This is a genomic window from Pseudomonas sp. Van50 (genome assembly GCF_055390755.1).
The window spans coordinates 6188704-6214187 of the sequence record NZ_AP024343.1 but is presented as its reverse complement, the minus strand read 5'-3'; the positions used below and the strand labels follow the sequence as shown (position 1 = coordinate 6214187).

The 25484-nt window shown below is 62.4% G+C and carries 22 protein-coding genes and 1 pseudogene; 9 read left to right on the top strand and 14 right to left on the bottom strand.

The window, feature by feature from the left end:
- The first annotated feature begins 49 nt into the window (after nt 1-49).
- The 5 genes from ACZ5M5_RS26890 to ACZ5M5_RS26870 all read left to right on the top strand — a co-directional run bounded on the left by ACZ5M5_RS26890 (nt 50) and on the right by ACZ5M5_RS26870 (nt 5150).
- A complete protein-coding gene (locus ACZ5M5_RS26890; protein ID WP_060740482.1) occupies nt 50-1207 on the top strand; it encodes a D-alanyl-D-alanine carboxypeptidase family protein in 1158 nt (385 codons plus the stop codon).
- A gap of 80 nt (nt 1208-1287) precedes the next feature.
- A complete protein-coding gene (locus ACZ5M5_RS26885; RefSeq protein ID WP_053125656.1) occupies nt 1288-1563 on the top strand; it encodes a DUF493 domain-containing protein in 276 nt (91 codons plus the stop codon).
- Nucleotides 1563-2210, top strand: a complete 648-nt coding sequence (gene lipB, locus ACZ5M5_RS26880) for a lipoyl(octanoyl) transferase LipB (RefSeq protein ID WP_464738209.1) — start codon at nt 1563-1565, stop codon at nt 2208-2210. The genes ACZ5M5_RS26885 and lipB overlap by 1 nt, the downstream gene beginning before the upstream one ends.
- Nucleotide 2211: 1 nt before the next feature.
- On the top strand, nt 2212-3234 hold the full coding sequence (lipA, locus tag ACZ5M5_RS26875; RefSeq protein ID WP_014340371.1) for a lipoyl synthase: 1023 nt from the start codon (nt 2212-2214) through the stop codon (nt 3232-3234).
- A 983-nt stretch (nt 3235-4217) separates the two neighbouring features.
- Nucleotides 4218-5150: a S66 peptidase family protein gene (locus tag ACZ5M5_RS26870; protein WP_464738208.1), complete on the top strand. Its 933-nt coding sequence runs from the start codon at nt 4218-4220 to the stop codon at nt 5148-5150.
- A gap of 127 nt (nt 5151-5277) precedes the next feature.
- Here the strand turns inward: ACZ5M5_RS26870 and ACZ5M5_RS26865 are convergent, their stop codons facing one another.
- The 5 genes from ACZ5M5_RS26865 to leuS all read right to left on the bottom strand — a co-directional run bounded on the left by ACZ5M5_RS26865 (nt 5278) and on the right by leuS (nt 11444).
- On the bottom strand, nt 5278-6600 hold the full coding sequence (locus ACZ5M5_RS26865) for a lytic murein transglycosylase (RefSeq protein WP_060740484.1): 1323 nt from the start codon (nt 6598-6600) through the stop codon (nt 5278-5280).
- 72 nt (nt 6601-6672) lie between these two features.
- Nucleotides 6673-6837, bottom strand: coding sequence for an alternative ribosome rescue factor ArfA (arfA, locus tag ACZ5M5_RS26860; protein WP_030140368.1), 165 nt, complete (start codon nt 6835-6837; stop codon nt 6673-6675).
- 227 nt (nt 6838-7064) lie between these two features.
- A complete protein-coding gene (gene holA / locus ACZ5M5_RS26855) occupies nt 7065-8102 on the bottom strand; it encodes a DNA polymerase III subunit delta (RefSeq protein ID WP_060740485.1) in 1038 nt (345 codons plus the stop codon).
- 39 nt (nt 8103-8141) lie between these two features.
- Complete coding sequence (locus ACZ5M5_RS26850) at nt 8142-8747, bottom strand: LPS-assembly lipoprotein LptE (RefSeq protein WP_060740486.1); 606 nt, start codon at nt 8745-8747, stop codon at nt 8142-8144.
- Between the two features lie 90 nt (nt 8748-8837).
- Entirely contained in the window at nt 8838-11444 is a 2607-nt protein-coding gene (gene leuS, locus ACZ5M5_RS26845; protein ID WP_464738207.1) for a leucine--tRNA ligase, read from the bottom strand.
- A 292-nt stretch (nt 11445-11736) separates the two neighbouring features.
- On the opposite strand from leuS, the pseudogene ACZ5M5_RS26840 reads away from it, so the two are divergent.
- Both ACZ5M5_RS26840 and ACZ5M5_RS26835 read left to right on the top strand, forming a co-directional pair.
- Nucleotides 11737-12056, top strand: a pseudogene (locus ACZ5M5_RS26840) (hypothetical protein).
- Nucleotides 12057-12159: 103 nt separating this feature from the next.
- Nucleotides 12160-12921: a YdcF family protein gene (locus tag ACZ5M5_RS26835; protein WP_103311293.1), complete on the top strand. Its 762-nt coding sequence runs from the start codon at nt 12160-12162 to the stop codon at nt 12919-12921.
- 141 nt (nt 12922-13062) lie between these two features.
- On the opposite strand, the gene lnt is transcribed toward ACZ5M5_RS26835, so the two are convergent.
- The 5 genes from lnt to miaB all read right to left on the bottom strand — a co-directional run bounded on the left by lnt (nt 13063) and on the right by miaB (nt 18499).
- Nucleotides 13063-14586 (bottom strand): apolipoprotein N-acyltransferase, encoded by a 1524-nt coding sequence (lnt, locus tag ACZ5M5_RS26830; RefSeq protein ID WP_464738206.1) that lies wholly within the window; start codon nt 14584-14586, stop codon nt 13063-13065.
- A gap of 27 nt (nt 14587-14613) precedes the next feature.
- Nucleotides 14614-15453 (bottom strand): HlyC/CorC family transporter, encoded by an 840-nt coding sequence (locus ACZ5M5_RS26825; RefSeq protein ID WP_003205870.1) that lies wholly within the window; start codon nt 15451-15453, stop codon nt 14614-14616.
- 39 nt (nt 15454-15492) lie between these two features.
- Nucleotides 15493-15951: an rRNA maturation RNase YbeY gene (ybeY, locus tag ACZ5M5_RS26820; protein ID WP_003205868.1), complete on the bottom strand. Its 459-nt coding sequence runs from the start codon at nt 15949-15951 to the stop codon at nt 15493-15495.
- The gene (locus tag ACZ5M5_RS26815) at nt 15944-16954 is read right to left on the bottom strand and encodes a PhoH family protein (RefSeq protein WP_060740491.1); all 1011 of its coding nucleotides are present in this window, start codon (nt 16952-16954) and stop codon (nt 15944-15946) included. The genes ybeY and ACZ5M5_RS26815 overlap by 8 nt, the downstream gene beginning before the upstream one ends.
- 216 nt (nt 16955-17170) lie before the next feature.
- Complete coding sequence (miaB, locus tag ACZ5M5_RS26810; RefSeq protein ID WP_060740492.1) at nt 17171-18499, bottom strand: tRNA (N6-isopentenyl adenosine(37)-C2)-methylthiotransferase MiaB; 1329 nt, start codon at nt 18497-18499, stop codon at nt 17171-17173.
- Between the two features lie 133 nt (nt 18500-18632).
- Between miaB and ACZ5M5_RS26805 the strand changes: the two genes are divergently transcribed.
- Entirely contained in the window at nt 18633-18962 is a 330-nt protein-coding gene (locus ACZ5M5_RS26805; RefSeq protein ID WP_003185742.1) for a DUF1820 family protein, read from the top strand.
- A 139-nt stretch (nt 18963-19101) separates the two neighbouring features.
- On the opposite strand, the gene ACZ5M5_RS26800 is transcribed toward ACZ5M5_RS26805, so the two are convergent.
- The 4 genes from ACZ5M5_RS26800 to ACZ5M5_RS26785 all read right to left on the bottom strand — a co-directional run bounded on the left by ACZ5M5_RS26800 (nt 19102) and on the right by ACZ5M5_RS26785 (nt 22626).
- Entirely contained in the window at nt 19102-19656 is a 555-nt protein-coding gene (locus ACZ5M5_RS26800) for a tetratricopeptide repeat protein (RefSeq protein ID WP_053188388.1), read from the bottom strand.
- A 217-nt stretch (nt 19657-19873) separates the two neighbouring features.
- Nucleotides 19874-21157 (bottom strand): glutamate-1-semialdehyde 2,1-aminomutase, encoded by a 1284-nt coding sequence (hemL, locus tag ACZ5M5_RS26795; protein ID WP_464738205.1) that lies wholly within the window; start codon nt 21155-21157, stop codon nt 19874-19876.
- 27 nt (nt 21158-21184) lie between these two features.
- Nucleotides 21185-21811 carry a thiamine phosphate synthase gene (gene thiE / locus ACZ5M5_RS26790; RefSeq protein ID WP_134925951.1) on the bottom strand — a complete coding sequence of 209 codons (627 nt, stop codon included), beginning with the start codon at nt 21809-21811 and terminating at the stop codon, nt 21185-21187.
- Nucleotides 21812-21828: 17 nt separating this feature from the next.
- On the bottom strand, nt 21829-22626 hold the full coding sequence (locus ACZ5M5_RS26785; RefSeq protein WP_060740495.1) for a hydroxymethylpyrimidine/phosphomethylpyrimidine kinase: 798 nt from the start codon (nt 22624-22626) through the stop codon (nt 21829-21831).
- A gap of 415 nt (nt 22627-23041) precedes the next feature.
- On the opposite strand from ACZ5M5_RS26785, the gene ACZ5M5_RS26780 reads away from it, so the two are divergent.
- Complete coding sequence (locus tag ACZ5M5_RS26780) at nt 23042-25426, top strand: 7TM diverse intracellular signaling domain-containing protein (protein WP_464738204.1); 2385 nt, start codon at nt 23042-23044, stop codon at nt 25424-25426.
- Nucleotides 25427-25484: the final 58 nt, after the last annotated feature.

The following is a 25484-nucleotide window of genomic DNA, read 5'->3' as shown; positions in this document are numbered from 1 at the left end:
TGTTTCAGTTTTGCCTTCGGGCAGTCCCATTAGCGATTTCGAGAGACGGATGAACATCACCACCTTTGCCAAACGCCTTTGCCTGCTAGTCCCGCTGCTTCTCTCACCGGCCGCGTTCGCGGTCGAGATGATGCCGGCTCCCCCTCAATTGGCCGCCAAATCCTTTGTGCTCATGGATGCCAGCAGCGGCGAGGTGCTGGTAGAGAACAACGGTGACCAGCGCCTGCCACCGGCCAGCCTGACCAAGCTGATGACCGCCTACATCGCCACGCTGGAAATCCGTCGCGGCCAGATCGGTGAAAACGATCCGGTGACCGTCAGCGAAAACGCCTGGCGCACTGGCGGTTCGCGGATGTTCATCAAGGTCGGTTCGCAAGTGACCGTCAGCGACCTGCTGCACGGCATCATCATCCAGTCCGGCAACGACGCCAGCGTCGCCCTGGCCGAGCACATCGCCGGCAGCGAAGATGCGTTCGCCGACATGATGAACAAAACCGTGGCCGACCTGGGCATGACCAACAGCCACTTCATGAACCCCACCGGCCTGCCGAACCCTGAGCACTATTCGTCGGCTCACGACATGGCGCTGCTGGCCCGGGCAATCATTCATGAAGACCCGGCCCACTACGCCATCTACTCCCAGAAGGAGTTCTTCTGGAACGGCATCAAGCAGCCTAACCGCAACCTGCTGCTGTGGCGCGACAAGACCGTCGATGGCCTGAAGACCGGTCACACCGACGAAGCCGGCTACTGCATGGTGTCTTCGGCTGTGCGTGATGGCATGCGCCTGATCGCTGTCGTCTTCGGCACCAGCAGCGAAGTGGCCCGTGCCGCCGAGACCCAGAAACTGTTGACCTACGGCTTCCGCTTCTTCGAAACCCAGACCTTCTACCAGAAGGGCACGGAACTGGCCCAGGCCCAGGTCTGGAAAGGTTCGAGCAACCAGGTCAAGGCCGGCCTGGCCCAGGACCTGACCATGACCCTGCCCAAAGGCCAGCTCAAGAAGCTCGCTGCCAGCATGACCATGAACCCGCAACTGACCGCTCCCATCGCCAAGGGCGACGTGATCGGTAAAGTCGAAGTCAAACTGGACGACAAAGTGGTGCACAGCGCTGACCTGATCGCTCTGGACGCGGTCGAGGAAGGTGGTATCTTCCGCCGCATCTGGGATAGCATCCGTCTATTCTTCTACGGCTTGTTCAACTGATCGAGTGTTGACCTGCATGGCCTCGTTCCCATCCGGAGCGGGGCCATGTGCGTTACCACGGCTTACGAGGCCGTTACGCCATGACAGACTCTGAAGTAAAGGCGCCAAAAATCGAATTTCCCTGCGCGGATTACCCCATCAAGGTAATCGGCGACACCGGCGTGGGGTTCAAGGACAAGATCATCGCGATCCTTGAAAAACATGCCACCGTTGACCACAAGACCCTGGCCGAGCGCCAGAGTACCAACGGCAAGTACACGACGATCCAGTTGCACATCATTGCCACCGGTCAGGAACAGCTCTACGACATCAACAGCGAGCTGCGAGCGACCGGTTTCGTGCACATGGTGTTGTGATGCCGGGCACGCTGGGCTTTCGCGAGCTGGGCACGATGGCCTACGAGCCGGTCTGGCATGCCATGCAACGCTTCACGAACGAACGCGGTACCACCGCCGACGATGAAGTCTGGCTGGTGGAACACCCGCCGGTGTTCACCCAGGGCCAGGCCGGCAAGGCCGAGCACCTGTTACTGCCGGGGGATATCCCGGTGGTGAAGGTCGACCGGGGCGGGCAGGTGACCTACCATGGCCCTGGCCAGCTGGTCGCCTACCTGTTGCTGGACGTGCGCAAGCTGGGGTTTGGCGTGCGCGAGCTGGTCACCCGCATGGAAACGTGCCTGATCGAGCTGCTGACCAGCTATGGTGTGACGGCGGCGGCCAAGCCGGATGCGCCGGGTGTCTACGTCGATGGGGCGAAAATCGCCTCCCTCGGCTTGCGGATCCGCCATGGCTGTTCGTTTCATGGCCTGGCGCTGAACGTGGACATGGACCTGGCGCCATTCCGACGGATTAATCCCTGTGGCTACGCGGGACTGGCGATGACCCAGTTGAGCGAGCACGCAGGATCGATTGAATTTGCCGAGGTAAGTGCCCGGCTGCGCGCGCAGCTCGTCAAACACCTCGACTATGCTGAGCAGACGACCCTCACGGGCGGAATCGACTGATATGACTACTGATGCAGTGCAAACCATGATCCCGACGCTGGACGTCACCGAGCGTCCGGCCCCGCGTGCCAAGGTAGAGGCCGGCGTCAAGCTGCGCGGCGCCGAGAAGGTTGCACGCATCCCGGTCAAGATCATTCCCACCACCGAACTGCCGAAGAAACCCGACTGGATCCGTGTGCGCATCCCGGTTTCCCCGGAAGTCGACCGCATCAAGGCCTTGCTGCGCAAGCACAAGCTGCACAGCGTTTGCGAGGAAGCGTCCTGCCCGAACCTGGGCGAGTGCTTCTCCGGTGGTACCGCCACGTTCATGATCATGGGTGACATCTGCACCCGTCGTTGTCCGTTCTGTGACGTCGGCCACGGCCGTCCGAAGCCCTTGGACACCAACGAGCCGGAAAGCCTGGCCATCGCCATTGCCGACCTGAAGCTCAAGTATGTGGTCATCACCTCGGTGGACCGTGACGACCTGCGTGACGGCGGTGCCCAGCACTTTGCCGACTGCATCCGCGAGATCCGCAAGCTGTCGCCGAACGTACAGTTGGAAACCCTGGTGCCCGATTACCGTGGCCGCATGGACATCGCCCTGGAAATCACCGCCGCCGAGCCGCCGGATGTGTTCAACCACAACCTGGAAACCGTACCGCGCCTATACAAGGCCGCGCGTCCGGGGTCGGATTACCAGTGGTCGCTGACCTTGCTGCAGCGCTTCAAGCAGATGATGCCGCACATTCCGACCAAGTCCGGCTTGATGCTGGGCCTGGGTGAGACGGATGAGGAAGTTATCGAGGTCATGAAGCGCATGCGTGAGCATGACATCGATATGCTGACCTTGGGGCAGTACTTGCAGCCTTCGCGTAGTCACTTGCCGGTGCAGCGTTTTGTGCACCCGGATACCTTTGCCTGGTTTGCCGAGGAAGGGTACAAGATGGGCTTCAAGAACGTGGCTTCGGGGCCGTTGGTGCGGTCTTCGTATCATGCGGATGAGCAGGCTAAGTTGGTCAAGGCTGAGCTTTTGGGTTCCTGATTTAGCGGTTTTTTGGTGGTGGGGTGGTGTGTATATCCGTTTCTTCGGTAACGGCTACTTACGGTTCCGCTCTTACAGCGGGTCACTTTTGGAAAAGCGCCAAAAGTAACCAAAAACGCTTTGCCCCACCACTCGGCACCTCGCCTAGGCTCGGTGTGCCCGAACGCAGGCATTGCTCCGTGGGCCGCCGCGAAGGGCCATCCATGGCCCAGCGCGGCTACCTCGGCATCCATGCCGAGGTGCCCACTGCGCAATGCCTGCGTTCGGCCATCGTGGTTAACGGGGCGCCCCAGATCAAAAAACACGCGAGGCGGCCTTATAGCCGGCCTGGTTTAGAGTGAACGCGTTCCTCCTGTGGGAGCGGGCTTGCTCGCGAAAGCGGAGGATCAGTTTGTGGTGATGTTGGCTGTGCCGACGTCATCGCGAGCAAGCTCGCTCCCACAGGTTTTTGTGTTGTGTGCAAATGCTGTGATCACCCACAGGTTTTTGTGTTGTGTGCAGATGCTGCGATCACCCGCAAGTCCATGTGGGAGCGGGCTTGTGTACCTGCCCAGATATTGTGAACACCGCCAGGCCCTGTGGGAGCGAGCTTGCTCGCGATGGCGGTGCTTCAGTTACATAGATGCTGGATGTGTCGCGCTCTTGCTTTGCTTTGGATCTTGATCTTGATCTTGATCTTGATCTTGATCTTGATCTAGGCGCCCCGTTAAACCACGCTGGCCGAACGCAGGCATTGCGCAGTGGGCATCCCGGCATGGATGCCGGGATAGCCGCGCTGGGCCATGGATGGCCCTTCGCGGCGGCCCACGGAGCAATGCCTGCGTTCGGGGATGCCGAGCCTAGGCGAGGCACCGAGTGGTGGGGCAAAGCGTTTTTGGTTACTTTTGGCGCTTTTCCAAAAGTGACCCGCTGTAAGAGCGGAACCATAAGTAGCCGTTACACAAGAAACGGATATACACACAAGCCTACAAAGCGGGAAACGCATGGACCTAACCCCACACCACCCCGTCCCAGCCCTCCCTCAAGAAGGCCTGATCGCCGTGATCGCCCCCGCCGGCCCCGCCCCCCTGGACACGGAAAAAGCCATCCAATGGATGCGCGCCCGAGGTCATGAGCTGCGAATCTTCCCAGGCGTCTACGAAAAGAACGGCTACCTCGCCGGCAGCGACGAAATACGCCTCAACGACCTGCACACCGCCTTCGCCGACCCAGAAGTCAAAGCCATCATCTGCCTACGGGGCGGCTACGGCACACCACGCCTGCTGGATCGCCTCGACTTCGACCTCCTGCGACGCAACCCCAAGCCATTCGTAGGCTACAGCGACATCACCGCCCTGCACCTGGCCATCAGCCGTTACGCAGGCTTCGTGACCTTCCACGGCCCGCTGCTCAACGCCGATCTGCTGGGCGACAAGGAACCCCCAACCGTCACCTCGTTTTTCAGCCTGCTGCGTGGACAGTTGAAGGCCGGCAGCGAACTGAACCACCCTGCGGCCTACCCATTGACCACCGTCGAGCCAGGCATCGCCCACGGACGTCTGCTGGGCGGCAACCTGTCGATCATTGCCGCGACCATGGGCACGCCTTATCAGATCGACGCCGAAGGGGTGATCCTGTTCATCGAAGACGTCAACGAGCCGCTGTATCGCATCGACCGACTGCTGACCCAACTGCGCCTGGCCGGCACGTTGGCACAACTGCGCGGTGTGTTGGTGGGGGACGTGGCCGGGGTCGATGTCGAGGCGTTGAACGGGCTGCTCAAGCAGACCTTCGCACCGTTGCGCATTCCGGTGCTGTCCGGCTGGCGCAGTGGGCATTGCGATCCGAACCTGACCTTGCCCATGGGGGCCTTGGTGACGCTGGATGCGGGGGAGAAGAGGTTGGTGTTGGGGCAGGATGTGGTGGTCAGTCGTTAGTCATGTAGCGCTTGGGAATCAGCCATCGCGAGCAAGCTTTGCTCCCACGGCTCGCTCCCGCAGGTTGATTGGGAACACCTGTGGGAGCGAGCTTGCTCGCGATGGCGGTAGCCCGCCATACGGCAATTCAGCGGCTACGCAATGCCTCCAGCAACTGCTGCGTCGGATACCCATCCGCCGGCCAGCCGAACGACTGCTGGGCGCTGCGGATGGCCTTGCGGGTGTTGGCGCCGATGATGCCGTCGGGGTTGCCCGCGTCGTAGTTGTGCTTGCCCAGCAGGGTTTGCAATTCGATGCGTTCGCTGCGGCTCAGGGGCAGGTCTTCCTTGGGCCACTGGCCGTAGACCAGCCCGCCGTCGGTGAAGCGCTTTGACAACAGCCCGACCGCCAAGGCATAGGACGACGAGTTGTTGTACTTGAGGATGGCACGGAAGTTATCGAAGATCAGGAACGCCGGGCCGCGATGGCCGGCTGGCAGGAGCAGGGACGCCGATAGCTGCTTGTCATCCGGGGTGATCGGCAAGCCGCCATATTCTGAAACGCCCAGCCGAATCCATTCGGAGACGGGCTTGCGGATCGTGCCATCGGCCAGGGTGTAGTCGAAGCCCTCGGCGAGATTGACCTCGAACCCCCACGGCTGGCCGCGTTGCCAGCCGGAGCTTTGCAGGTAATGCGCAGTCGAAGCCAAGGCATCGGTTGAGCTGCCCCAGATGTCGCGGCGACCGTCGCCATCGAAATCCACCGCGTGGGTGTTATATGTGGTGGGAATGAACTGGGTCTGGCCCATGGCGCCGGCCCAGGAGCCGAGCATTTTTTCCGGTGTGATATCGCCCTGTTGCAGGATTTGCAGCGCGGCGATCAATTGCGCATGGGCGAAGCCCGGGCGTCGTCCTTCGTAGGCCAGGGTTGCCAGGGAGTTGATCACCGACTTGCTGCCCTGGAACTGGCCAAAGTTGCTCTCCATGCCCCACACCGCCACCAGCGCTTCGCGATCGACGCCATAACGCTGTTCGATGCTTTGCAGGACCTGGGCGTTCTGCTGGATCAGGCTCTTGCCTTTGTTGACCCGCAGTGGCGACAGCGCGCCATCGAGGTATTCCCACACGGGGCGGGTGAATTCCGGCTGGCTGCGGTCGGCCTTGATCACGCTCATGTCCGGGCTGACGCCGACAAACGCACGGTCGAACAAATCGGCGCGGATCCCGGCGGCCAGGGCTTCCCTGCGAAACCCGGCCTGCCATTCAGCGAAGGTCTGGGTAGGGGCAATGGCCAGGTCATCGCCGGTGGGCACCACGGGCGGCACGATGGCCGGAGCGGTCACGGCGGGAACGGTCTGGAGCGGTTGGGCGTCGGCGGCGGTAGGTTTTTCGGCGCAGGCGACAAGCAGGACAACGCTTGCGGCAACAATCATTTGGCGCAGTGGCCAACGATGGGAAAGACAGAAGGGCATGCACGGGTCCAGAAATACAAATCAGGTGCTGACCTTAACATGCGAAAGGGGCGTAGGGCTTGTCCGAGTGTTTCAAGCGGCCAGAAAGCAAGAAGCCTCCCAGTTGTCAGACTGGAAGGCTTCGCGGCGGTAGCTGCCTTTGCCCTTGGCGGGTCGTTCCTGGCGGCTGCGGAACAGGGGCTGGGCGACGATGGACTTGGCCTTGTTGGGGCCATGCCTGGATGGCTTTTTGCTCATGATGGGATCTCTCGTGGGGTGGTTTTGCGGGGCAAATCATGGGACAGAGTTGGGGTGTTGTCCAGTCCCTGCATGCAAGAGGAAGTGTCGCCTGAAGTAACGCTTTTGTGGCGAGGGAGCTTGCTCCCGCTGGGCTGCGAAGCAGACCCAAAAAAACAGGGCCGCTTCGCGCCCCAGCGGGAGCAAGCTCCCTCGCCACCAAAAGCCCTCTGGCTTGAAGAGTGTGTTTACTCGGCAGGCAACGCCAGTCGTTGACCGGCCATCAACAACGACAACCGACTCAGGCTCATCCATGGCGAGCCGGCGGCTTGGCCCTTGATCTGCGCATCGATGCGCTGGGCCTCGAGCAGCAATTGCGCCCAGCGTGGTGCGGAGTAGCGTTGCAGGGCCTTGCTCATCAGGGGTTTGCGCTTGTCCCAGACGGGCGGGCGGGCCTGGCTGAAGGCCTTGTCCAGCGGTACGCCCTGGCTGTACTGCAGGGACAGGTTGGCCAGCAGGCGCAACTCCCGGGCCAGGGCCCAGAGGATCACCGGCGGCTCGACGCCTTCGCCCCGCAGGCCTTCGAGCATGCGCAGGGCATGGGCGGCTTCACCGTTGAGGATCGCATCGGTCAGGCCGAAGACATCGAAGCGCGCACTGTCGGCCACGGCAGCCTGTACCGTTTCTACGGTGATCTGCCCGCCTTCGGCCATCAGCTTGAGCTTTTCGATTTCCTGGGCGGCGGCCAGCAGGTTGCCTTCGACCCGGGCGGCAATCAGCTCCACCGCGTCCTGGCTGGCCGAGAGGCCGGCCTGGGACAGGCGTTGGCGGATCCAGCTGGGCAGTTGGCTGACATCCACCGGCCAGATCTGCACGAACTGGGTCTGCTGGCCCTCGACCAAGGCCTTGCCCCATTTGGTCTTCTGCGCGCTGCCGTCGAGTTTCGGCAAGCTGATGAGCAGCACCGTGTCCTCGGCCGGGCGTGAGCAATATTCGATCAGCGCAGCGGCGCCCTTGTCCCCGGGTTTACCGGAGGGCAAGCGCAGTTCCAGCAGGCGTTTTTCGGCGAACAACGACATGCTCGCCCCGGCCTGCAGCAGCGTGCCCCAGTCGAAACTGGCGTCGGCGGCGAAGACCTGGCGTTCATCGAAGCCTTGCTGGCGTGCGGCAGTGCGGATGGCGTCGGCGGCTTCCTGGCACAGCAGCGGGTCATCGCCACTGATGATGTAGACCGGCGCGAGGGCGCCTTGCAGGTGTTTGCCGAGTTGGGCGGGAGCGAGCTTCATAAGAGAAAGCGAGCGGGGCGCCGGAGCGCCCCGCAAGGCTTATTCAGCCGGGATCTGCATCGGCGACTGTTGCGGGGTTTCCGCTTCAGCCTTGCGCGCCGCTTCCAGGGCTTCGGCCTCGGCTTTGGCCTTGGCGTCGGCGGTCTGTTGCAGTTGGTCCAGTTGGGCCGGGTTCAGCTGTTGCAGGCGCAGCATCATGCGTTGCACGAGGTCACGACGCATTTCTTCGCGCACTTCGCTCGACTCCTGGTCGGAACCGGTGATGTTGTTGCCATCGTGCAGGTAGACCTTCTGCACTTGCAGCTTGTCGTCCAACAACACCAGATCGTTCTGGCCGCGGATCTCATAGCTCAGCACGTTGTTCAGTTCGTACTCGGCCGACCGACCGGCACCGGCATAGCTCAGGCTGCGCTGGGTTTGCTGTTCACGGGTCAGTACCAGCTTGTACGGCGCCCCGCCGTAGACTTTCACACCGCTGTTTTCCAGGCTGGTGCGCAGCAACTTGACGGTGTCGCCATAGGCGTCCCGTGCGCTGAGGTCCAGTTCCTTGATTGCCAGCTCGGTGGTGCCGGTGCCGCGCAGTTGGAAGCCGCAGGCGCTCAACAGGACCGCCAGGCCCACTACCAGCAGATTACGTTTGATCATCTTGTTGCTCCCCTTGAACCCTATGGGGGTCGACCATGCGACCCCGCAGGTTGTATTCGGCGCCAGGCTTGAGCCTCGCGCCCGATCCAATTAGCTTGCGACGATGTTGACCAGCTTGCCGGGCACGACGATCACTTTGCGAATCGTCAGGCCATCGACAAAGCGCAGCACGTTTTCATTGGCCCGCGCAGCGGCTTCGACTTCTTCACGTGTGGCGGCGGCCGGCATTTCGATCTGGCCGCGCAGCTTGCCGTTGACCTGGATGACCAGGGTCAGGCTGTCCTGCACCAGCGCGGTTTCGTCCACCACCGGCCAGCGAGCGTCAATCACCGGGTCGGCGTGACCCAGTTGATTCCACAGCTCGTGGCTGATGTGCGGGGTGATCGGCGCCAGCAGCAGCGTCACGGCTTCCAGGCCTTCGTGAATCAGTGCGCGATCCTGCTCGGTGCCTTGCGCGGCTTTTTCCAGTACGTTCATCAGCGTCATCACCTGGGCGATGGCGGTGTTGAATTTGTGGTTCTGGCCGACGTCATGGCTGGCCTGCTTGATGGCCAGGTGAATCGAGCGACGAACGGCTTTCTGCTCGTCGTTCAGGCCGGCGACGTCCAGCTTGCCCGGCAGGCCCTGGGTGACGTGGGCCTGGGCCAGGCGCCAGACGCGCTTGAGGAAGCGGTGCGAGCCCTCGACGCCCGAGTCGGACCATTCCGCGCTCATGTCAGGTGGCGAGGCGAACATCATGAACAGGCGGCAGGTGTCCGCGCCGAACTGGTCGATCATCGACTGTGGGTCGACGCCGTTGTTCTTCGACTTGGCCATTTTCTCGGTGCCGCCGATTTCCACCGGCAGGCCGTCGGCGATCAGCTTGGCGCTGATGACCTTGGCCTTGCTGTCGCGTTCGAGCTCGACGTCGCTCGGGTTGAACCAGGTGTAGGCACCGTTGGCTTCGCGACGATAGTAAGTCTCGGCGATCACCATGCCTTGGGTCAGCAGGTTCTTGAACGGCTCGTTGGAGCTCACCAGGCCTTCGTCACGCATCAGCTTGTGGAAGAAGCGTGCGTAGAGCAGGTGGAGAATGGCGTGTTCGATGCCGCCGATGTACTGGTCCACCGGCAACCAGTGGTCGGCCGCGGATTTTTCCACCAGGCCGCCTTCATAGTGCGGCGAGGCGTAGCGCGCGTAATACCAGGAGGACTCGACGAAGGTGTCCATGGTGTCGGTTTCACGCTTGGCCGGTGCGCCGCATTTCGGGCAGCTGCACTCGTAGAACTCGGGCATGCGTGCCAGGGGCGAGCCGGCGCCGTCGGGTACGACGTCTTCTGGCAGGACCACGGGCAACTGGTCTTCCGGCACCGGTACGTCACCGCAGGTGTCGCAATGCACGATCGGGATCGGGCAGCCCCAGTAGCGCTGGCGGCTGATGCCCCAGTCCCGCAGGCGGAACTGGGTGCGCGAGGCACCGAGGTTCTTCTTGATCAGGGCGACTTCGATGGCATCGAATGCACCTGGGAAGTCCAGGCCGTTGAACTCGCCGGAGTTGATCAGTTCGCCGTGTTCGCCATAGGCGTCCTGCCAAGGTGTCGGAGTCTGGTCGCCGGCGCTGGTGCGCACGACCGCTTTGACCGGCAGGTTGTACTTGTGGGCGAATTCGAAATCACGCTCGTCGTGGGCCGGCACGGCCATCACCGCGCCGTCGCCGTAGTGCATCAGCACGTAGTTGGCGACCCACACCGGCAGCTTCTCGCCGGTGAGCGGGTGCTCGACGAACAACGACGTCGCCAGGCCTTTCTTCTCTTGAGTGGCGACATCGGCTTCGGCGACGCTGCCGCCCTTGCATTCGGCGATGAACGCCTGCAGCTCGGGGTTGTTCTGTGCCGCCAGGGTGGCCAGCGGATGCTCGGCGGCCACGGCCACATAGGTGGCGCCCATCAGCGTGTCCGGACGGGTGGTGAAGACTTTCAGGGTGCCGGCTTCGCCAATGGAGGCGACGTCATACGGGAACTGCACTTCCATGCCCCGGGACTTGCCGATCCAGTTGCGCTGCATGGTCTTGACCTGCTCGGGCCAACCGGTCAGCTCGTCGAGACTCTCCAGGAGTTCATCCGCATAGGCGGTGATCTTGAAGTAGTACATCGGGATCTCGCGCTTTTCGATCAGCGCGCCGGAGCGCCAGCCGCGACCGTCGATCACTTGTTCGTTGGCCAGTACGGTCTGGTCCACCGGGTCCCAGTTCACGGTGCCGTTCTTGCGGTAGATCACGCCTTTTTCGAACAGGCGAGTGAACAGCCATTGTTCCCAGCGGTAGTAGTCCGGCTTGCAGGTGGTCACTTCGCGGGACCAGTCCACCGCCAGGCCCAGGCTGCGCAGCTGGGTCTTCATGTAGGCGATGTTTTCGTAGGTCCACTTGGCGGGGGCCACGTTGTTCTTCATCGCGGCGTTTTCCGCCGGCATGCCGAAGGCGTCCCAACCCATGGGTTGCAGGACGTTCTTGCCTTGCATGCGCTGGTAGCGGGAGATCACGTCGCCGATGGTGTAGTTGCGCACGTGCCCCATGTGTAGCTTGCCGCTGGGGTAAGGGAACATCGACAGGCAGTAGTAAGTCTCCTTGCCTGGCTGTTCACTGACTTCAAAGGACTTTTGCTCGTCCCAGAACGACTGGGCGGCGGCTTCGATTTCACGGGGCTGGTAGTGTTCGTGCATGGCTACTTTTGTACTGAATGGGGTGGCCCAATCCTCTTCGTGGCGATGCTGGACGCAGACGACGCCGAATGCGGCGTTTTCGATGCCCAGCCAAGCTGGAAGTGGAGTTACAGGAAGCGCCGTAGCATACATGACCGCGCTCTACCGAGGGAAACCCTGATTGCGTGCTGGCCATCGACGATCGCCGGCGAGAACCCGTGTTCAGGGCCGTTGGTCGCGGCGCCCTGCCGGTTTGCCCAGCGAAGCTAAGCTTCTCAATGGGGAGTGAGTCTTATCTTCAATGAGGTGAGGGATGGTTGAATCACAACGAAAAGTCGCTACACCTGAGTTGTATGAAAAACTGATCGATCGTCTCGGGGTGGCCCTGGACGCTGCAAGAACCGCCGGCCGCTTGCGGGATGAGCGTCCGGTAGAGCTGGAGCTGCGTGGCTTGAGCCCCGCAGAGTTCGAACTGGTCGAGGCTTACCTCGAACAGGCCGGACATCAACCCCCGCCAGTGGGGCCCAGGTACTCAAGCGTCTCGAGGCGCCCCGTTCGGCCAAGGTTGTATGGCTCAAGGACCGGACGCCTGACAAGGATGCTGTAAAGGTCCGGTCACTGCAGTTCAAGTAACGCCGGATTCACGCGTTTCGCTTTTTTTGATTCAAGGTTTTTTCGAATCTGTTGTCGCTTTGCGTCAACCCACCTAGGCTTCGGGCATCTATGGAGATGCCCGATGCCGTTTCGCTATTTCATCAAACAACTTTTATTGCCGCCCGGCATTCTTTTGCTGTTGTTGGCGCTTGCCTGGTGGTGGCGTCATTCGCGGCCGCGCCTGGCTCGCCTGTGTTTCGCCGTGGGCCTGGGCGGCTTCTGGCTGATGAGTCTGCCGGTGGTGGTGCAGTGGAGCGCCAAGGCACTGGAGCGTGAACCGCCGTTGTTGCGCAGTGAATGGGCGACCCTGGCCCAGCGTGCCGACGCCATCGTGGTGCTGGGTTCCGGTCGCGAGCGCGGTGACCTGGCCTGGGGTTCCGACCAGCCCACCGGTGTCGGCCTCGAACGCCAGCGTTATGCGGCGCGACTGGCCAAGGCGTCGGGCTTGCCCGTGCTGACGACCGGTGGCTTGCACTATGGCACCCCACCCAGTGAAGCGAAGTTGATGGCCGATTCGATGCGGGACGACTTTGGCGTCACCGTTCGCTGGCAGGAAGAGCGCAGCCGCACGACCTGGGAAAACGCCCAGATGAGTGCCGAGATCCTGCTGCCGGAAAACATAAAGCGCATTGTGGTGGTCACCCAGGCCTGGCACATGCCGCGTGCGGTCTGGAGTTTCGAGCGGTCAGGATTTGAAGTGGTGCCGGCGCCTGTCGGCTTCCTGGGCCCGGACAACGCCCGGCCATTGGGTGGCTGGATGCCGGAGTTCAAGTCGATCTGGCAGTCCGGGCAGTTGATGAATGAGGCGATGGGGTTGGTGGGGTATTGGTTGTTCTATCGCTGAGCATACGAAATGTGTGGGCTGAACATAGTTGTGGCGAGGGAGCTTGCTCCCGCTGGGCTTCGCAGCGGCCCCAAAATTTCTGGGAGCGCTTCGCACTCCAGCGGGAGCAAGCTCCCTCGCCACAAGTGCTTCCAGAAGGCTTTAAACCGTCTTGGCCATCCGGCTCGCCACCAATGCCCAGCCCAGCAGCAACACGCACAAAATGATCAGCGGCCACGAGCGCCATTGCAGGTACGGGGTCAGGTTGTGCATCGGCACCACTTCGCCGTAGAGGATGCCGCGCTCGAATTGCGGGATCTGCGTGGTGATCTGGCCAAAGGGGTTGATCAGGCCGGTCACGCCGTTGTTGGTGGCGCGGATCATCCAGCGGCCGGCTTCCAGGGCGCGCATCTGGGCCATTTGCAGGTGTTGCAGCGGGCCGATCGAGGTGCCGAACCAGGTGTCGTTGCTGATGGTCAGCAGCAGGTCGCTGCGCGCCGAGAGGCTGGCGGCGAACTCCGGGTAGACCACTTCATAGCAGATGAACGGGGCGATCTGGTAACCCTTGGCTTGCAGCAACGGCTGGTCGGCCGGGCCCCGGGCGAAGTCCGACATGGGCAGGTCGAAGAAGGCGATCAGGCCGCGCAGGATGTCCTGTAGCGGCACGTATTCGCCAAACGGCACGAGTTTTTGCTTCAGGTAGGTACCGTCACCTTCGCCGGTCACGGTGATGCCGTTGTAGTAACGCTTCTCGTGATGCACCAGTTGCCGAATCGGCACGCCGGTAATCAGCGCCGACTGCCGCTCGGCAGCGAAGTTGCCCATCATGTCCAGGTAGCCCTGGGCGGACTCCTTGAGCACCGGCACCGCGGTTTCCGGCCAGATCAGCAGGTCGACGCGCTTGGAGGCGAAGCTCATGTCGCGGTACAGCGCCAGCTGCGCGTTGAGCTGCTCGGGGTCCCACTTCATGCTTTGTTCGATGTTGCCCTGGATCGCCGCGACGCTCAGCGGATCGCCCGAGGGGCTGGTCCAGGCATGCCCCTTGAGTGCCATGCCGGCCACCCACGGACCGATCAACAGCAGCACGCCCGCGGCAATAAAACCTTTGCGGGCACCGCGGATCAGCCGCGGCGCGTTGTACAGCAGCGCGGCGGTCAGGGCCAGGGTGAAGGAGATAAGCCACATCCCGCCCAGCGGCGCGAGGCCGGCCAGGGGGCCGTCGAGCTGGCTGTAACCGGAATACAGCCACGGGAACCCGGTGAGGAACCAGCCGCGGAAGGCTTCCTGGCCCAACCACAGCGCGGCGAATGCCAGGGCATCGGCCAAGGGCGCCTCGTTGCGGCGCAGCCAGCGCGCCCACAGCCAGGCGGGCAGGGCGAAGAACCAGGCGATGGCGGCGATGAACAGCAGCATCAACAGCCCGGCGAGCAGCACCGAGGCTCCGCCGAAGTTATGGATGCTGACGTAGATCCAACTGGTGCCGGCGCCAAACAGGCCAAAACCGAAACACCAGCCACGGCCCAGGGCCTGGCGTGGCGAAAGCTCGCGCAGCCCGGCATAGAACAAGCCGACCGCCAGCAATGCCAGCGGCCAGAGGTCGAACGGTGCCAGGGCCAGGGTGGTGATCGCACCGGCCGCCACGGCCAGCAGGTTACCGGGCCAGCCGGGGCGGGTTATCCAGCGCATGTATATCCTTAGCGGGTCTCGCAGGGGTTATCGGCCAATGGGGGACAGGCGCAGCAGGTGAATCCGGCGGCTGTCGGCATTGAGGATGCGGAAGCGCCAGGAGCCGATTTCCGTGGTTTCGTTGCGCTTGGGCAGGTGCCCGAAAGCACTCATCACCAGGCCGCCGACGGTGTCGAACTCATCGTCGGAGAATTGGCTGTCGAAGAATTCGTTGAAGTTCTCGATCGGCGTCAGGGCCTTGATCAGGAAGTCACCGCTGGGCAGTGGCTTGATGTAGCTGTCTTCCTCGACATCGTGCTCGTCCTCGATGTCGCCGACGATCTGCTCGAGGACGTCTTCGATGGTGACCAGGCCGGCCACGCCGCCGTATTCGTCGATGACGATGGCCATGTGGTTGTGGTTGGCGCGGAATTCCCGCAGCAGCACGTTCAGGCGCTTGGACTCGGGCACGAAGGTGGCCGGGCGCAGCAGGTCCTTGATGTTGAAGCTGTCGCCGTTCTCCTGAAGGATCAGCGGCAGCAGGTCCTTGGCCAGCAGTACGCCCATGACGTCGTCATGGCTCTCGCCAACGACCGGGTAGCGCGAGTGAGCGGAGTCGACCACGGCGGGCAGGAATTCACGCGGGGTCTGGGTCGCCTTGATGCTGACCATTTGCGAGCGCGGGACCATGATGTCCCGCACTTGCAGGTCAGCGACCTGGATGGCGCCTTCGACGATGGCCAGCGCTTCGCTGTCCAGCAGTTTGTTCTGGTGTGCATCGCGCAGCAGCTCCAGCAGCTCCTGGCGGTTTTTCGGCTCATGGGCAAAAGCCTGGGTGAGCTTGCCCAGCCATGACTTCTGCCCGTTGCTCGATCGATCTTCGCTCATAGCGATTACTCTGAATCCTTTGTCGTTACAGTTGATGTATCAGTGTTCGTCGCCGGCGTAGGGGTCGGGATGACCCAGCTCTGCAAGCAACGTTCGTTCCAGTGCTTCCATTTCTTCGGCTTCGTCATCTTCTATATGGTCGTAACCCAGTAGATGCAAGCAGCCGTGAATCACCAGATGGGCCCAGTGGGCCTCGGGGGTCTTGTCTTGTTCCGCCGCTTCACGCTCCACCACCGGGACGCAGATCACCAGGTCGCCCAGCAGCGGGATGTCGAGCAGCTCGTCGGGAACGTCGGCGGGGAACGACAGCACGTTGGTGGCGTAGTCTTTCTGCCGCCAGGTATGGTTCAGCTCGCGGCCTTCGGGCTCGTCCACCAGGCGGATCGTCAGCTCCGAGTCGGCGCTGCGCTGGCGCAGGGCCAGTTCGCACCATTGGCGGAACTGGGCTTCGCTGGGGGCGGCGTGTTCGCAGGCCACTTGCAGGTCGAGTTCAAGCATTGTGGCGATTGCCTTTGCCTTCGGTCGTGTCGTCGGCCTCGCGATTCTCGAAGCGCTCGTAGGCTTCGACAATGCGCTGGACCAACGGATGGCGCACGACGTCCTTGGGCATGAAGTGCGTGAAGCTGATGCCTGGCACGTCCTTGAGGACCTGGATCACATGGTTCAGCCCGGACTTGGTGCCACGGGGCAGGTCGACCTGGGTGATGTCCCCGGTGATGACGGCGGTGGAGCCGAAGCCGATCCGGGTCAGGAACATTTTCATCTGCTCGACCGTGGTGTTCTGGCTTTCGTCGAGGATGATGAAGCTGTTGTTCAGGGTACGACCGCGCATGTAGGCCAGCGGCGCGACCTCGATGACCTGGCGCTCGATCAGCTTGGCGACGTATTCGAAGCCGAGCATTTCATACAGCGCGTCATAGAGCGGGCGCAGGTACGGGTCGATCTTCTGGGCCAGGTCGCCGGGCAGGAAGCCGAGTTTTTCACCCGCTTCGACCGCCGGTCGCACCAGCAGGATGCGCCGTACCTGTTCGCGCTCCAGCGCATCGACGGCGCAGGCCACGGCCAGGTAGGTCTTGCCGGTACCGGCCGGGCCGATGCCGAAGTTGATGTCGTTGCCCAGGATTTCCTTCACGTAGCGCTGCTGATTCAAGCCGCGCGGGCGAATCATGCCTTTTTTCGTGCGCAGGGCCACGGCAGGTTCCGACGGGGCGTGGTTGTCGAGTTCTTCGACAGCCGATTCCTGCAGGAACAGGTGGACCGTATCCGGCGACAGCTCGCTCCCCTTGGTTTCCCGGTAGAGACGGCGCAGCAGGTTTTCCGCGGAGGTGGTGTGCTTGGGTTCGCCGATCAGCTCGAACTGGTTTCCGCGGTTGCGGATCTCGATGGCCAGGCGCTGTTCGATCAAGCGCAGGTGCTCGTCGAATTGCCCGCACAGATTGGCGAAGCGGCGAGCCTCAAAGGGCTCGAGAATAAAGCGATGTGGTTCGATGGGTGCGTTCAAGGTCGTTTTTAGCCGCCCAGGGGCAATTGAGATGAAACCAAGGATAGCGCCAGTAGGCTGGGTGCGAAAGCTCTTAAACAGGCGAATCCGATCACAAGGCTTGGCACGATTCACTGTGGGAGCGAGCTTGCTCGCGATGGGGGCCTCACATTCAACATGAGAATTGACTGCCATGCCGCTATCGCGAGCAAGCTCGCTCCCACAGGAAGTGTGGGGTTACTGGATCAGTGAACCCCGCAGGGAGTGCGGTTGCGCGGCGTCGATGTGCACATCGGCGAACTGGCCGATCAGGGCCGGGGTGTCGCAGCGGAAATTGACGATGCGGTTGTTTTCGGTACGTCCTTGCAGCTCGCCGGGGTCTTTTTTCGAATAATCGGTCACCAGAATCCGCTGGACGGAACCGACCATTTGTCGGCTGATCTCGAAGCCTTGCTGGTTGAGGCGATGCTGCAAGGCGTTGAGCCGTTCTTTTTTCAGTTCTTCCGGGGTGTCGTCCGCCAGGTCGGCCGCCGGGGTGCCAGGGCGCTGGCTGTAGACGAAGGAATAGGAGAAGTCGAAGCCCACGTCTTCGATCAGCTTCATGGTCTGCTGGAAGTCTTTCTCGGTTTCACCGGGGAAACCGACGATAAAGTCCGAGCTGATGCAGATGCCCGGCACTGCCGCACGCAACTTGCGCAGCTTGGATTTGTACTCCAGTGCCGTGTGGTTGCGCTTCATGGCCGCGAGGATCCGGTCGGAACCCGATTGCACCGGCAAGTGCAGGTGCTTGACCAGCTCGGGAACCTCGGCGTGGGCCTGGATCAGGCTGTCGGAGAACTCCAGCGGATGGGACGTGGTGTAGCGGATGCGGTCGATGCCGTCCACCGCCGCCACCACGCGGATCAGCTCGGCGAGGTCCGCCAGGCGCCCGTCATGGGTCAGGCCGCGATAGCCGTTGACGTTCTGCCCCAGCAGGGTCACTTCGCGCACGCCGTTTTCGGCCAGGTGGATGATCTCGGCGATCACGTCGTCGAACGGTCGGCTGACTTCTTCGCCGCGGGTATAGGGCACCACGCAGAACGTGCAGTACTTGCTGCAGCCTTCCATCACCGACACATAGGCGCTCGGGCCGTCGATGCGCGGTTCGGGCAGGTGGTCGAACTTTTCGATTTCCGGAAACGAGACATCCACTTGCGGCAGCTTGGTCGCGCGCGCGGCGTCGATCATCTCCGGCAGACGGTGCAAGGTCTGCGGGCCGAAGACCACGTCCACGTACGGGGCACGATCACGAATGGCCGCGCCTTCCTGGCTGGCCACGCAACCGCCCACGGCGATGACCATTTCCGGGTTGGCCAGCTTCAGCTCGCGCCAGCGGCCGAGCTGGGAATACACCCGGTCCTGGGCGCGTTCGCGAATCGAGCAGGTATTGAGCAGGATCACGTCCGCGTCTTCGGCGCGGGCGGTGACTTCCAGGGCCTGGTGTTCACCCAGCAGATCGACCATGCGCGAGCTGTCGTACTCGTTCATCTGGCAACCGTGGGTTTCGATGTAAAGCTTCTTGGCCATGGACGGAGTCATCACGTGATTCAAAGAACCGCGCATTATAGGGAACAAGTCCCCCGGTTCCTACCGCTGTGCGAGCAGTGGCTATGCTATAGTTCGCGCCCTCATTTTTACCCGCCGATGTGTTTCGCCAGCCATGACCAAACGTGAAGCTCCAATCTACAAGGTGATTTTCCTTAACCAGGGCCAGGTGTTCGAAATGTACGCCAAGCAGATCTATCAAAGTGATCTGTGGGGCTTCCTGGAAGTGGAAGAGTTCGTCTTTGGCGAGCGCACGCAAGTGGTCGTCGATCCGAGCGAAGAAAAGCTCAAGGCGCAGTTCGAAGGCGTGGTGCGCAGTTTCGTGCCGATGCATTCGATCGTGCGCATCGACGAAGTCGAACGCCTGGGCACGCCGAAAATCAGCGAAGCCCGCGGCGCGGTTGGCAACGTGATGCCGTTTCCGATGCCGATGCCTGAGAAGTAAGACTCAAGACCGAGGTGCTCCCAATCGCGAGCAAGCTCGCTCCCACACTGGATTGTCGATGCTCGCAAACTTGTGCGCACAGAGAACCCATGTGGGAGCGAGCTTGCTCGCGATTAGGCCATCAAGGCCGAAGCAATAGTCAGGGCAGCGGTGAAAAAGGCGTACGCCCATCGGCGTTCTGCAATTCCATCAGGTATTTGCGAAAGATCTGGCCCAGCACCTGGGTCGCCACTTCCAGCTCGTCGCGGGGCATCTGCTCGGCGACTTCGTCGGCGGTGTCCAGGGCTTCTTCGGCGCCGTTGACCGCGGCCATCTTCAAGACGATGTAGGCCTGGACGTTGTTGGCTGGAACGCCTTCGCCATGGAAGAACATGCCGCCGAGCTTGAATTGCGCCTGGGCATGGCCTTGCAGCGAGGCTTTTTCGAAGTAGTTGAGGGCTTGCTTGAGGTCGCGGGGTGCAGCCTTGCCTTCGTAGTAGAACTCGCCCAACTCGTATTGCGCTTGTGCATCGCCTGCGTCCGCCGCTTTTTGACAGGCGTCGAGTGCCGGTGCGAGATCTTGTGGCTGGGTATTGAGCGTGCAACGGCCCAGCGCCGGGATCAACAACGAGTTGCCGCCTGCCTGTGCATTCGCCAGCAGCGGCTGAAGGAGCAACAGGCAGCCCAAGGCAAGGGTGCGGCCGGTGCGGTTCATGGGAATCGACTTACCTCTGAGGGGCGCGCGGACCCTCCGGGGGATCCAATAAGCGCGCATTATGAAATAAGCGGGGCCATCCTTACAAAGTCTTTACTCGTTTTTCTGCTGCACGGGAATGCTAATAGCAGCTTCGGGCATAAATACGTAGGAAAAGGGCGGGAGGTTGTCAGCAATCACTGACGCCAGCTTCAGCCAGCGTCAGTTATCCACAGGCTTACTTCAGTGCCGCGAAGGCCCGCTCGGCTGCATCGAGGGTGATCTTCAGCTCGGTCTCGCCATGGGCGATGGAGGTGAAGCCGGCTTCGAACGCACTCGGGGCCAGGTACACGCCGCCGTCGAGCATCAGGTGGAAGAAGCGCTTGAAGCGGTCGGCATCGCTGGCCATGACGTCTTCGAAGGTGACGATGTCATCGGCGCCACTGAAATACAGGCCAAACATGCCGCCGGCCTGGGTGGTCACGAAGGGGATACCCGCCGCATCGGCGCGGATCTGCAGGCCGTCGAGCAGGCGAGTGGTGTAGTCGGTCAGTTCGGCGTGGAAGCCCGGGCGGCTGATCAGGCGCAGGGTGGTCAGGCCGGCGGCCATGGCCAACGGGTTGCCCGACAGCGTGCCGGCCTGGTAGACCGGGCCCAGCGGCGCGATGCATTCCATGATGGCGCGCTTGCCACCGAAGCAACCGACCGGCATGCCGCCGCCGATGATCTTGCCGAAGGTGCTCAGGTCCGGCGTGACGCCGTAATGGGCCTGGGCGCCGCCGAGGGCGACGCGGAAGCCGGTCATCACTTCATCGAAAATCAACACCACGCCATGCTGGTCGCACAGGCCGCGCAGGCCTTCGAGGAAACCCGGCGCCGGCGGCACGCAGTTCATGTTGCCGGCCACCGGCTCGACGATGATGCAGGCCACTTCCTGGCCGACTTCGCCGAGCATCTTCTCGACTTCTTCGAGGTCGTTGAACGGCAGGGTCAGGGTGTGTTTGGCGAACGCCGCCGGCACGCCGGCCGAGCTCGGCACGCCCTGGGTCAGTGCGCCGGAACCGGCCTTGACCAGCAGGCTGTCGGAGTGGCCGTGGTAGCAGCCTTCGAACTTGATGATGCTGTCGCGTCCGGTGTAGCCCCGCGCCAGGCGGATCGCACTCATGGTCGCCTCGGTGCCGGAGCTGACCATGCGCACCATTTCCATCGATGGCACGATCGAGCAGACCAGGTCGGCCATCTCGGTCTCCATCGCGGTCGGGGCGCCGTAGGACAGGCCGTGGACCAATTGCTTGCGCACCGCATCCAGCACGTCCGGATGGCTGTGGCCGAGGATCATCGGGCCCCAGGAACCGACGTAGTCCACATAGCGCTTGTCGTCTTCGTCGGTGACGTACGCGCCTTCGGCGTGCTTGAAGAACAGCGGGGTGCCGCCGACGCTCTTGAACGCACGGACAGGCGAGTTCACGCCGCCGGGGATGTGTTTCTGGGCGTTGGCAAACAGGGTTTCGGAACGGGACATGGTTGGGCTCTCGAAAACGAAAATGGACTATTTGATCTGCAGCAGCTCGTTGAAGGCGCGGGCGCGGCGCGTCACTTCAGCGCTGCTGTCGGCGCCGAACAGGCCGTGGACCACCGCCAGCAGGTCGACCCCGTGGGCCACCAGCGGGGCGGCGTTCTCCAGGGTGATGCCGCCGATGGCGCACACCGGAATATGCAGCTTGATGCGCGCCTGTTCGAGCAGTTCAAGGTTTGCGCTGGGGGCGCCGGGCTTGGTGTTGGAGTTGAAGAAGCGCCCGAACGCGACATAACTGGCGCCTTCGCTGGCGGCCTGCTCGGCCAGGGCCAGGCTGGCGTGGCAGGTGGCGCCGACGATCGCCTTGTGCCCGAGCAGCGCCCGCACCGGCGCCAGCGGGCCATCGGTCTGGCCCAGGTGCACGCCGACGCCCAGGCGCGCGGCCAGTTCGGCGTCGTCGTTGATGATCAGCTGGGTCTTGTAGCGCTCGCACAGGTTGCGCAGGGCTTCGGCCTCGCGCAGGCGGCGGGCTTCGTCACTGCTCTTGTCGCGGTATTGCAGCAGGGTCACGCCACCTTCCAGTGCTGCTTCTACATAAGCGAGGAACTTGCCGGCCAGCAATTGGCTATCGGTGATGGCGTACAGGCCACGTAATTTCATTCCACAGGCCTCCGGTGCTACGAGCAGAAATCCAGCGGCAGGCGACGCGGCACGAACTGGCCTTTGCCCAGTTGTTCGGCATCGCGCAAGGTGCGCCAGGTGTAATCCAGTGCTGTCTTGACGGCGCTGGCGAGCTGTTCGCCCTGGGCCAGCCGACCGGCCAGGGCGCTGGCCAGGGTGCAGCCGGAACCGTGGTAGCTGCCGGGCAAGCGCTGGCAGGTAAAGGTTTCGCGGCGGCCATCGCGGCTGTACAGGCGATTATGGACTTCATGTTCGTCGCCGTGACCGCCGGTGATCAACAGGTGTTTGACGAAGGGCAGCAGTTTTTCCGCGCACTCGTCGGCGCTGCCCTCGGGCAGTTCGGCGAGGATGCGTGCTTCAGGCAGGTTGGGGGTGGCGATGATGGCCAGGGGCAGCAGGCGTTCGCGCATGGCGTAGCCGACTTCATCCTTGCCCAGGCGCCCGCCACCGCCGGCGCGCAGCACCGGGTCGCAGACCATCGGCAGATGCGGGTGGGCCTGGAGCAGTTCGACCACCGTGTCGACCATTTCCAGTGAGCCGAGCATCCCCAGCTTGACCGCCGCGACCGGCGAATCGTTGAGCACGGCATTGGCTTGCGCCAGCACCCACTCGCGATCGAGCACGCGGAAATCGCTGACATTGACGGTGTCTTGCACGGTCAATGCGGTAACGGCCGGGGCGGCATGGCAGCCCTGGGCGAGCAGGGCTTCGATATCTGCCTGCAAACCGGCGCCACCACTGGGGTCGTGGCCGGAGAGACAGAGGACAACGGGGCGAGAGCTGTAGATATTCATGGTGCGCGAGCTTACCACCAAACCTGTTTTATCGGTGGCGGGAGTCAGAGGATTTGTACGCTGCCTGTGATGGCAAGGCCCGGCTCATCGTGGCGAGGGAGCTTGCTCCCGCTGAGGTGCGAAGCGCCTCCCGATAACAGGCGGCCGCTTTGCGCCCGAGCGGGAGCAAGCTCCCTCGCCACGGTGAGTCATCGTTCAAGATTCCTGTCTGACCAAAGCAACAGCTCTATCTCAATGCTTTGCTCTGAAACGCCCGTTCTAGAGCCTTCAGTAGGAAAAATTTCAATGGTGCAAATTGGCCATCAGCGGCTATGCTAGAGATGGATCCAACACATAACAGGTAATGCCGGTTTTACGTCTACTCAGGGAATGGGGGGCTTCCTGACTCAACCGGACAGGCCACGCTGGGGCTTAAATGCGCTATTTGCTGATGTTACTGCTGTGCTTGTCCCCTCTGGCAAGTGCCCTGGAATTCGATGAATTCACCCAAAGCCTACCCTTGGGCCATGCCTTGCAAGTGTTCGAGGACGCGGGCGGCACGGCCACCCTGGATGAGGTCCTGGCCCAGTCCGCAGCGGGTGCGTTCAAGCCCCACGACAAAGCCACGTTGAACGCCGGTTACTCGCGATCAGCCTTCTGGTTGAAAATCGACCTGCACTATCGCCCCGGCAATCCGGACGCCCAGCGCACCTGGCTGCTGGAGCTGGCATACCCGCCGCTGGACCACCTCGACTTGTACCTGCCCGACGCGGCGGGGGCCTATCGGCTGGTTCGCCAGACTGGTGATGCGTTGCCGTTCGCCAGCCGCGAGATCCGCCAGAACAATTACCTGTTCAGCCTGGCGTTCAAACCCGAACAGCAACAGACCGTCTATTTGCGCCTGCAAAGCCAGGGTTCGATCCAGGCGCCGTTGACGCTGTGGTCGAGCACCGCGTACCTCGAGCAACAGCCGGTGCGCCTGTATGTGCTGGGCATCATCTATGGCGTGCTGCTGGGGATGCTGGTGTACAACCTGTTCATCTACCTGAGCGTGCGCGATACCAGCTACCTCTATTACATTTTCTACATCGCCTCGTTCGGCCTCTACCAATTGTCGGTCAACGGTGCCGCCGTGGAGTACTTCTGGCCGGACAACCCCTGGTGGGCCAACGCCGCGACGCCGTTTTTCATCGGCTGCGCGGGCCTGTTTGGCAGCCAGTTCGCCCGCAGCTTCCTGCAAACCGCCCAGCATGGCCGCTGGATGGACCGCATGCTGCTGGCACTGATCGGCTACAGCGCCGTGGTCATCAGCCTGTCGCTGATGACCAGCTATGCCCTGGCCCTGCGCCTGGCGACGGCGTTGGCGCTGGTGTTCACGGTGGCGATCTTTGCCGCGGGGTTGTTCGCCTGGTGGCGTGGTCTGCGGGTGGCGCGCTATTTCATCATTGCCTGGTCGGCGTTTCTGCTGGGGGGCATCATCAATACCTTGATGGTGCTGGGCTACCTGCCGAACGTCTTCCTGACCATGTACGCCAGCCAGATCGGCTCGGCCATCGAAGTGGCGCTGTTGTCCCTGGCCTTGGCCGACCGCATCAATGCCATGCGCGAACAGCAGGCCCAGACCCTGTTGGACGCCGGGCAGAAACTCGAAGTGCTCAACCAGCAACTGGCCCACGGCAACAAGCTCAAGGATGAATTCCTCGCCACCTTGACCCACGAACTGCGCACGCCGATGAATGGTGTGATCGGTTCCCTGGAGTTGATGGAAACCGTCGAGATGGACGAGGAGCTGACCCAGTATCAACAGACTGCCGCCGGCTCGGCGCGGGACATGATGCGCATGGTCAATGGCATCCTCACCCTCACCGAGTTGCAGGCCGGCAAGCTCAAGGTCTATCCGGCGCCGTTCAGCCTGCGTGGGGTGATCGATGCGCTGCAGGTGCAGTTCGGCGCCAATGCCGCGGCCAAGGGCCTGGATTTCAAGGTCGACGTGTCCCCGGGCCTGGCGGACCGGTTGATCGGCGACAGCGGTAAACTGGCCCAATGCCTGGAATGCTTGCTGGACAACGCGATCAAGTTCACCCGGTTGGGCGGCCTGGCGCTGCGTGTCAGCGGTCGGCCGACGGAGCTCGATCGGCTGGTGTTGTCCTTTGCCGTCATCGACACCGGGATCGGCTTTACCGACCTGGGGGAAGCGACCTTGTACCAGCGCTTCTTCCAGCTCGACGGCTCGATGACCCGCGAATATGGCGGTCTCGGCGTGGGCCTGGCCATCTGTCGGCAACTGGTGGAGCTGCTGGGCGGGCGCCTGACCCACACTTCCGAGCCTGGTCGCGGCAGCCGGTTCCAGTTGGACGTGGAGTTTGACGTGGCCTTGCCGGCGGCGGTCCCGACACCGTTTTCCTTCGGTGGCCGCCAGGGCTCGCGCCAGCCCCAGGATTGCACGGTGCTGCTGGCGGATGACAACAACATCGATCAGTTGGTCATGCGTGGCATGTTGCTCAAGTTGGGTTATCGGGTGCGCACCGCCGACAGTGGCCGCGCCGCGCTGGATCTGCTGCACGGCGAGCGCTTTGACGCGGTGCTGCTCGATTGCCAGTCGCCGCCGCTGGACGGTGTGTCGGTCTGCTGCCAGATCCGCGCGTTGTCTGGCTGCGAAGAGCTGCCGGTACTGGTGGTCAGCCCGAACCTGGGGCAGGAGCGCTGTCCCTCGGGCGCGTTGATCGACTACCTGAGCAAACCGGTGAAATTCGAGGCATTGCAGGCCACGCTCCAGCGTCGGGTGCTTTGCCCGAGGCAGGGTGAAAGCGCCGATATTTAGGCATATATGACACTTTGTTCGGCCTGGAGGCGGTGCTTAACTGAATCCCTGGCCGATC